This window comes from Streptomyces albidochromogenes, from assembly GCF_005981925.1.
GTDB lineage: Bacteria > Actinomycetota > Actinomycetes > Streptomycetales > Streptomycetaceae > Streptomyces > Streptomyces albidochromogenes.
The window spans coordinates 1-6838 of the sequence record NZ_VBVX01000330.1 but is presented as its reverse complement, the minus strand read 5'-3'; the positions used below and the strand labels follow the sequence as shown (position 1 = coordinate 6838).

Here is a 6838-nt window from a genome sequence, read left to right as displayed (position 1 = left end):
GCCCGCCCCACGCCGTACGGGGCCCGCCCCCGACCCGCTGCCCGGCAAGCGGATGTCCCGGCCGCGGCACGCGCTGCTGATGCAGGTGCTCGCCCACCCGGACGACGACCTGTACTTCATGAACCCGGACACCCAGCAGACGCTCGACTCCGGCGTCCCGCTCGTCTGCGTGTACGTCACCGCGGGCGAGGCCAACGGCGTCAACCGGATACCGGGCGCGGGTCCGCAGCCGGCCGACCGTACGGCGTACTCCTCCGCCCGGCACCAGGGCCTGCGCCAGGCCTACGCCACCCTCCTCGGCCTCCCCCGGTTCACCCGGTGGCAGAGGTCCGTGACCACCCTGCGGGGCGACCACCGGGCCGAGCTCGACACGCTCGCCCACGAGGGCCGCCGGGTCGAGCTGGTCTTCCTCAACCTGGCCATGCACACCCGGTGGGGCCGGATGGGCCTGCCCAGTCTCTGGGAGGCGCGCGGCCTGTCGCTGCGGACCGTCGTGGCCGACGGCTCGCCGCTTCAGAAGGCCGGGGCGTACGACCACGACGGGCTCGTCGACGTCCTCGCGGGGCTCATGGAGCGCTACCGGCCCACCACCGTGCAGACCCTCGACCCGGACCCCGACATCCAGCACAGCGACGAGGCGACCCGCCGCCGCGACAGCGAGCAGCCGGGGTACTCCGACCACGCCGACCACACGGCGGTCGCCTCCTTCGCGTGGGCCGCGATGATCCGGCGGGTCGCGGAGGCGACGGAGGGCGGCGGTACCGTGCCGGGCTTCGTCGCGACGTCCTACCGGGGGTACTACAACCGGCACTGGCCCAAGAACCTGCCCGAACAGGTGCTCCGGGAGAAGGCCGCGCACCTCGTGCCGTACGGAGGCGCTCCGGACTGGGCGTGCGGGAACACGGCGGGCTGTGGCGACTACAACGTCGGCGGCGACCGGCCGCTCACCAACCGCAAGGGCTGGGTCCGCTCGACGCACTACCGCTATCCCGGCGCCCGTACGGTCGTCACCACCGGCCCCGACGGGCGGCTCACGGCGTACGGCGTGCTGGGCCTGCGCCTCGCGCACTGGCGGGAGACCGCGCGGGGCAGCGGCGCGTGGGGCGCGCCTGACGACCTCGGGGGCGGTCCGCTGGCGCCGGCGCTCGGCGGGGCGGCGCTCGGAGACGGCCGGCAGCTGCTGTTCGGGCTGCGGTTCTCGGCGCTCGCGGGGCACGGGGCGGCCAACACGCGCGAGATCGTGCTGCTCGAACAGCGGACACCCGGCGGGCGCTTCGGCCCCTGGAGGGGCCTCGGCAACCCGGAGGCGCGGCAGGACAGGGGGCGCCGCATCGGCTCGCCCGTCGCGGTGGCCGCGCCCGACGGGCGGGTCCACCTCTTCGTACGGAACGCGGACAAGGGCGTCAGCACACGCGTGCGCGGCGCATCCGGGCGCTGGGGGCCGTGGCGGGACCTGGGCGGCGGTGAGGTCCAGGACGGGCTGGCGGCGGTGGTGGCCTCCGACGGCCGCGTCCACGTCTTCGCGGCCGGCCGCACGACCGTCCACCACTGGACGCAGGACGCGCCGGGCCGGCCGATGGGCCCCCGCCCCGCCACCGGCCTGCCCACTCCGGGCGGCTCCCCCACCGCTCTGGCCGCCCCGGGCGGCGGCATCGACCTCGTCTACCGGCAGCCGGCGTCGGCCCGGCTGACGACGGCGCGGGTGGGCGGTGGCCGCCCTGCGCGGATGCGGTTCGACGGGTACGGGGCGGTGGGCGCCGTACCCGCACCGGCCGGGCCGGTGCTGCTGGGCCGGGACCGCGACGGCCGCGTGCAGCTGCTGCGTGACGGCCGCGTCGTACGACGCGCGGGTGCGGCGCCGGCGCCGCTGGAGGGCGCGGTCCTGCACCTGGGTCCGGACGGCCCGGCCGTGGTCGGCCTCGGCCCGGACGCGGCGCCCTGGATCTGGCGCCCCTGACCTCCCGCGCCGAAGCGCTCGGCCGGATACGGCGAAGGGCCCCGGACCCGCCGCGAACGGCGGGGCCGGGGCCCCTCTCGGTGCTCGTTCAGGAGCAACCAGGTCAGGCCACGAAATTACTTCGTGATCTTGGTGACCTGGCCGGCGCCGACGGTCCGGCCACCCTCACGGATGGCGAACTTGAGGCCCTCCTCCATGGCGACCGGCTGGATCAGCGCGACCGTCATGATGGTGTTGTCGCCCGGCATGACCATCTCGGTGCCCTCGGGGAGGGTAACGACGCCGGTCACGTCCGTGGTACGGAAGTAGAACTGCGGGCGGTAGTTGTTGAAGAAGGGGGTGTGACGGCCACCCTCGTCCTTCGACAGGATGTAGGCCTGGGCCTCGAACTCGGTGTGCGGCGTGACCGAACCGGGCTTGATGATGACCTGGCCGCGCTCGACGTCCTCGCGCTTGATGCCACGGAGGAGCAGACCGACGTTCTCACCGGCCTGGCCCTCGTCGAGCAGCTTGCGGAACATCTCGATGCCGGTGACCGTGGTGGTGGTCTTCTCTTCCTTGATACCGACGATGTCGACGGTCTCGTTGACCTTGAGCACACCACGCTCGATACGACCGGTGACGACGGTGCCACGACCGGTGATCGTGAAGACGTCCTCGATCGGCATCAGGAACGGCTTGTCGACGTCGCGCTCGGGCTGCGGGATCGACTCGTCGACGGCCTTCATCAGGTCGAGGACGGTCTGGCCCCACTCCTTGTCGCCCTCGAGCGCCTTGAGCGCCGAGACCTTGACGACCGGGAGGTCGTCGCCCGGGAACTCGTACTCGGAGAGGAGCTCACGGACCTCGAGCTCGACGAGCTCCAGGATCTCCTCGTCGTCCACCATGTCGGCCTTGTTCAGCGCGACGACGATGTACGGCACGCCTACCTGGCGGGCCAGGAGCACGTGCTCCTTGGTCTGCGGCATCGGGCCGTCGGTGGCCGCGACCACGAGGATGGCGCCGTCCATCTGCGCCGCACCCGTGATCATGTTCTTGATGTAGTCGGCGTGACCGGGGCAGTCGACGTGCGCGTAGTGACGCGACTCCGTCTGGTACTCGACGTGCGCGATCGAGATCGTGATACCGCGCTGGCGCTCCTCAGGAGCCTTGTCGATCTGGTCGAAGGCCGAGGCCTCGTTCAGGTCCGGGTACGCGTCGTGCAGCACCTTGGTAATGGCGGCCGTGAGGGTCGTCTTACCGTGGTCAATGTGACCGATGGTGCCGATGTTGACGTGCGGCTTAGTCCGCTCGAACTTCGCCTTCGCCACTGGGTCCTCCTGGAGTGGTTCTGTACGCCTTGCTTCATCGGCGCCAGGTGATCTTTGCTGGGATGCCGACGGCCGGGGCTTCCCTTGCGGGTCGCGGGGGAAACCCCGGCAGTCGGGTCAAGCCTAAAGCGTCAACTCGGGGGAGCTACTCGCCCTTGGCCTTCGCGATGATCTCCTCGGCGACGTTCCGCGGAACCTCGGCGTAGGAGTCGAACTGCATCGAGTAGCTTGCGCGACCCGAGGTCTTGCTGCGGAGGTCTCCGACGTAGCCGAACATCTCCGAGAGGGGCACGAGGCCCTTCACGACGCGAGCGCCGCTGCGCTCCTCCATGGCCTGGATCTGGCCACGGCGGGAGTTGAGGTCGCCGATGACATCGCCCATGTAGTCCTCGGGCGTGGTGACCTCGACGGCCATCATCGGCTCGAGGAGAACGGGAGAGGCCTTGCGGGCACCCTCCTTGAACGCCTGCGAACCGGCGATCTTGAAGGCGAGCTCGGAGGAGTCGACCTCGTGGTAACCACCGTCGAGAAGGGTGACGCGGACGCCCACCATCTCGTAGCCGGCCAGGATGCCGAACTGCATGGCTTCCTGCGCGCCCGCGTCCACCGACGGGATGTACTCCCGGGGGATGCGGCCACCGGTGACCTTGTTGACGAACTCGTACGAGGCGTCGCCACCCTCGATGGGCTCAAGGGCGATCTGCACCTTCGCGAACTGGCCGGTACCACCAGTCTGCTTCTTGTGCGTGTAGTCGATGCGCTCGACGGCCTTGCGGATCGTCTCGCGGTAAGCGACCTGGGGCTTGCCGACGTTCGCCTCGACGCGGAACTCGCGCTTCATGCGGTCGACAAGAACCTCGAGGTGAAGCTCGCCCATACCGCCGATGACGGTCTGGCCGGTCTCCTCGTTGGTGTGCACCTGGAAGGAGGGGTCCTCCTCCGAGAGACGCTGGATGGCTACACCCAGCTTCTCCTGGTCACCCTTGGACTTGGGCTCGATCGCGACCTCGATGACCGGCGCCGGGAAGTCCATGGACTCCAGGATCACCGGGTTCTTCTCGTCGCAGAGCGTCTCACCGGTGGTGGTCTGCTTCAGGCCCATGACGGCGATGATGTCGCCGGCGCCCACCGACGCGATCTCCTCACGCTTGTTCGCGTGCATGCGGTAGATCTTGCCGATGCGCTCCTTCTTGCCCTTGACCGAGTTCAGCACGGAGCTGCCGGCCTCGAGGCGGCCCGAGTACACCCGGACGAAGGTGAGCTTGCCGAGGTGCGGGTCGCTCATGATCTTGAATGCAAGACCGGAGAACGGCTCGTCGTCGGAAGGCTTGCGCTGGACGACCTTCTCCGGGTCCTTGACGTCGTGGCCCTCGATGGCCTCGACGTCCAGGGGGGAAGGCAGGTAACGCACGACCGCGTCGAGCAGGGGCTGGACGCCCTTGTTCTTGAACGCGGTGCCACAGAACACGGGGGTGACGGTGACGGAGTCGGCGCTGCCCTTGGACGCGAGCGTGATGCGACGGATGGCGGCGTACAGCTGGTCCACGGAGGGCTCGGTGCCCTCCAGGTACAGCTCCATCATCTCTTCGTCGTTCTCGGCCACGGCCTCGAGGAGCTTGCCGCGCCATTCGTCGGCGGCCTCGGTGTGCGTGTCCGGGATGTCGACGATGTCGTACATCTCGCCCTTGGCGGCCTCGGCGGACCAGACAAAGGCCTTCATCGTCACGAGGTCGACGACGCCCTTGAAGTCGGCCTCAGCACCGATGGGGAGCTGCATGACCAGCGGAACCGCACCGAGGCGGTCGACGATCATGTCGACGCAGCGGTGGAACTCGGCGCCGGTGCGGTCGAGCTTGTTGACGAAGCAGATACGCGGAACGCCGTAGCGGTCCGCCTGACGCCACACGGTCTCGGACTGCGGCTCGACGCCCGCCACACCGTCGAACACGGTGACGGCGCCGTCGAGGACGCGGAGCGAACGCTCCACCTCGACGGTGAAGTCGACGTGACCCGGGGTGTCGATGATGTTGATCGTGTGATCAACCTCATTGAGCGGCCAGTGGCAGGTCGTCGCGGCAGACGTGATCGTGATGCCGCGCTCCTGCTCCTGCTCCATCCAGTCCATCGTGGCAGCGCCGTCGTGGACTTCACCGATCTTGTAAGACACACCGGTGTAGAAGAGGATCCGCTCGGTGGTGGTCGTCTTGCCCGCGTCGATGTGGGCCATGATCCCGATGTTGCGGACCTTGGCCAGGTCAAGCGAAGTGGTGGCCATAAGGCTCAATCTTCTCTCGGTCTCGATGTGGGTAGCGACTACCAGCGGTAGTGCGCGAAGGCCTTGTTGGACTCGGCCATCTTGTGGGTGTCCTCACGCTTCTTGACGGCAGCGCCAAGACCGTTCGAGGCGTCGAGCAGCTCGTTCATGAGGCGCTCGGTCATGGTCTTCTCACGACGGGCGCGGGAGTAACCCACGACCCAGCGCAGCGCGAGGGTGGCCGCACGACCGGGCTTGACCTCGATCGGCACCTGGTACGTCGCGCCACCGACACGGCGGGACTTGACCTCGAGCGAGGGCTTGACGTTCTCGAGCGCGCGCTTCAGCGTGATGACCGGGTCGTTGCCGGTCTTCTCGCGGAGGCCTTCCATGGCGCCGTAGACGATGCGCTCGGCGGTGGAGCGCTTGCCGTCAAGCAGGATCTTGTTGATCAGCGACGTGACAAGAGGAGAGCTGTAGACCGGGTCAATGATGACCGGGCGCTTCGGGGCGGGGCCCTTACGAGGCATTCTTACTTCTCCTTCTTGGCGCCGTAGCGGCTGCGGGCCTGCTTGCGGTTCTTGACACCCTGGGTGTCGAGCGAACCGCGGATGATCTTGTAGCGAACACCCGGCAGGTCCTTCACACGGCCACCACGCACGAGCACAATGGAGTGCTCCTGCAGGTTGTGTCCCTCACCCGGGATGTAAGCAGTGACTTCGATCCCGCTGGTCAGACGCACACGCGCGACCTTACGCAGGGCCGAGTTCGGCTTCTTCGGGGTGGTCGTGAACACACGCGTGCAGACGCCGCGGCGCTGAGGGGAACCCTCGAGTGCGGGCGTCTTGTTCTTCTCGACCTTGTCCTGCCGGCCCTTGCGGACCAGCTGCTGGATCGTAGGCACTACTTCTCCGGTTTCTGTGTGCCGATCACTGTGAAACTAACCTGGAACACCACCGACCCACGCGGTCGGGTGTGTCGAACACTGCAAGTCCCCGCGATTGCGAAGAAGACACAGGTTGCGGTGTGTTGTAGACCTGGCTCTCACCGAACGGACATACGCACGCACGGGAGCCCAGACACACCCCAGGCACAAGGTCTGAGCGTACCTACCTCATGGACTCCGGTCAAAACAAATGCCCACGCGCGGGACAGGCCGGGCAGCCGGTCAGGGGCCCCGCCCCTCCTCGCGGTCCTCGCGGGAGGAGAGCCGGGCCGCGCGGAGTCTCGGTATCGTCGGAACTTTCGAGCTGCGGCTCTTCGGGACCAGGGTGGCGCGGGTGGTGCGCCGGGAGGCCGGGGCGTCGCGTACGGGGG

The 6838-nt window shown here is 68.6% G+C and carries 5 protein-coding genes; 1 reads left to right on the top strand and 4 read right to left on the bottom strand.

Translation table 11 applies throughout. The features are described from left to right. Nucleotides 1-1957 (top strand): PIG-L family deacetylase (locus tag E2E34_RS29060; RefSeq protein ID WP_138904862.1); only part of this gene is annotated, 1957 nt, incomplete at its 5' end. Between the two features lie 116 nt (nucleotides 1958-2073). On the opposite strand, the gene tuf is transcribed toward E2E34_RS29060, so the two are convergent. From tuf to rpsL, 4 genes are all read right to left on the bottom strand, one after another. After that, the gene (gene tuf, locus E2E34_RS29055; RefSeq protein WP_069927451.1) at nucleotides 2074-3267 is read right to left on the bottom strand and encodes an elongation factor Tu; all 1194 of its coding nucleotides are present in this window, start codon (nucleotides 3265-3267) and stop codon (nucleotides 2074-2076) included. A 145-nt stretch (nucleotides 3268-3412) separates the two neighbouring features. Then, complete coding sequence (fusA, locus tag E2E34_RS29050; RefSeq protein WP_138904861.1) at nucleotides 3413-5542, bottom strand: elongation factor G; 2130 nt, start codon at nucleotides 5540-5542, stop codon at nucleotides 3413-3415. 38 nt (nucleotides 5543-5580) lie between these two features. After that, complete coding sequence (gene rpsG / locus E2E34_RS29045; RefSeq protein WP_028812383.1) at nucleotides 5581-6051, bottom strand: 30S ribosomal protein S7; 471 nt, start codon at nucleotides 6049-6051, stop codon at nucleotides 5581-5583. A 2-nt stretch (nucleotides 6052-6053) separates the two neighbouring features. Next, a complete protein-coding gene (rpsL, locus tag E2E34_RS29040; protein WP_003948652.1) occupies nucleotides 6054-6425 on the bottom strand; it encodes a 30S ribosomal protein S12 in 372 nt (123 codons plus the stop codon). Nucleotides 6426-6838 lie beyond the last annotated feature (413 nt).